Below are 1,976 nucleotides of genomic sequence, written 5' to 3' on the forward strand. Positions count from 1 at the left end.
CAGGGTAAGCTCATCTAATTTGGTATAAATTGTACTTGACAAAAAGCCGCCAATAGGCTCTATATCTGTGCACCGAACTCAAACCTATAATTAAGTTTGACTCTTAACAAAGTCAATCAAGTTGAAACGGAGTTAAAGACAATGACAAAGGGTTTTGCACCTATATTGAAACTCGCTGTAAAATCTCAAGCCAAAAGAGCAGAAAAACGACATTTAACACCTCTGGGCGACATCCAAGCTAATTTATTGAATTATGTAGCAGAGATCCCGGACCCCAGAGTTCAAAGAACCCAAAAACACTCATTAAAAGATATTTTAGTAATCTCTATTTTAGCCGTCATTGGCGGTGCCGAAGGTTGGGAAGACCTGGAAAATTATGGCATCGCTAAACAGCAATGGTTAGAGGAATTTCTCGAATTACCCAATGGTATCCCGAGTGATGATACTTTTCGACGAGTTTTTGAAAGAATTAATCCTGAGGATGAGAGAACAATGTTTAGCGAAGTGGCTTCAAAGTATGCTTGGTTCGATAGTTGGCGAGATTATCCCCATCGATGGCAAAAGTGTTAGAGGTTCTTATGACCGTAATCAAGGCGTAAAAGCTTTGCATTTGGTCACGGCTTGGGCAAGTGAACAGCGTTTAGTTTTAGGGCAAGTTAAAGTTGAGGATCATTCCAACGAGATTACGGCAATTCCGGCACTCTTAGAATTATTAGACCTGACCGGGGCGACCGTTACCATTGATGCGATGGGAACTCAAACCGAGATTGTGAAACAAATTCGCCACAAAAAAGCTGATTATATTGTATCTCTTAAAGCTAATCACCCCACTTTACATTCTCAGGTTAAAGAATGGTTTGATACCAGAAGAGCTAATAACTTTGAAGGCATTAACGTTAGTTATAACCAACAGATTGAAAAGGGACACCATCGCACTGAAAAACGTTATGTTTGGGCTGTTCCTTTAGAGGCTTTCGGTGGTCTTTATCAACAAGACCAGTGGTCGGGACTGCAAACCATCGTCATTATTGAAAGAATCCGCCATCTTTGGAACAAAACGACTCATGAAGTCCAATTTTATCTAACTTCTCTGCCTGCGGATGCTCAACATCTTGGTCGTGCCATTCGTCAACATTGGACTATTGAAAACCAAGTTCATTGGACTTTAGATGTCACGTTCCATGAGGATCAATGTCGGATTCGTTCAGGTCATAGTCCTCGTAATTTTGCCATAGAGAGACGGATGGCACTTAACGCTCTTAATCAGGAGAAAACATTGCAGCGTAGTCTTCGTCAAAAAATCAAACAGGCTTCTATGAATAATGATTATATGATGACTGTTCTCAACTCCTTTTGTCAAGCTTGATTGAGATGCTCTTACCCTGAATAATCTTAACCTAACGGCTTCCACTCTCTTCCATTCTCTTACATCTCTATTGTTAGAAGCAAACTCTTCTAACTCAGCCAGCTTTTCTTTTAGTTCCTGGTTTTCATCACTTGACATCTCTTTACCTCTAAGAATGTGACTTTTACTTTCAGTCTATCACCCTTGCTTAAATTGTACAACTCATTTAGACGTGCTATAGTGTTTTTCCACAACATCTAAAATCGAGTCCAGAATCTCTTGTTTCTTCTGCCTGTAAGCTTTGCGATCGGTCTCCCAAAGTTGTTTAAAATAGCTGTAATTAGCAACAGTCAGAAATTCGACAATTTGACAATCTTCTGGACAATCGCGCCGGGCTTCCGTCAGTAAAGTTGGCGTTGTAATTGCAAAGCTCGGAGGAGAAAAATCATTTTGCTCATACATTTGAGCAAAAGCTTCATTTAGATCCAAGGTAAGAATTCAGGTATCTGAAACGTAGTGACAGAAGGACTTCTAGAATTAAAGCCTTCGCTAAATCAACAGCTTAATTCTCAATAGGTACGAAAATAAAAGCTTTCAGGGTTTCTTAATAAGAATGGATATTTGAGGATTA

1 protein-coding gene and 1 pseudogene are annotated in these 1,976 nt (G+C 39.6%); one reads left to right on the plus strand and one right to left on the minus strand.

The window, feature by feature from the left end; translation table 11 throughout:
- Nucleotides 1-222 precede the first annotated feature (222 nt).
- Nucleotides 223-1,366: pseudogene (locus ACUVJL_RS16560) on the plus strand (ISAs1 family transposase).
- 201 nt (nt 1,367-1,567) lie between these two features.
- On the opposite strand, the gene ACUVJL_RS16565 reads toward ACUVJL_RS16560, so the two are convergent.
- Entirely contained in the window at nt 1,568-1,834 is a 267-nt protein-coding gene (locus ACUVJL_RS16565) for a hypothetical protein (RefSeq protein ID WP_445246852.1), read from the minus strand.
- Nucleotides 1,835-1,976 lie beyond the last annotated feature (142 nt).

The organism is Microcoleus sp. OTE_8_concoct_300, assembly GCF_031383065.1.
In the GTDB taxonomy this organism is placed as follows: domain Bacteria; phylum Cyanobacteriota; class Cyanobacteriia; order Cyanobacteriales; family Microcoleaceae; genus Microcoleus.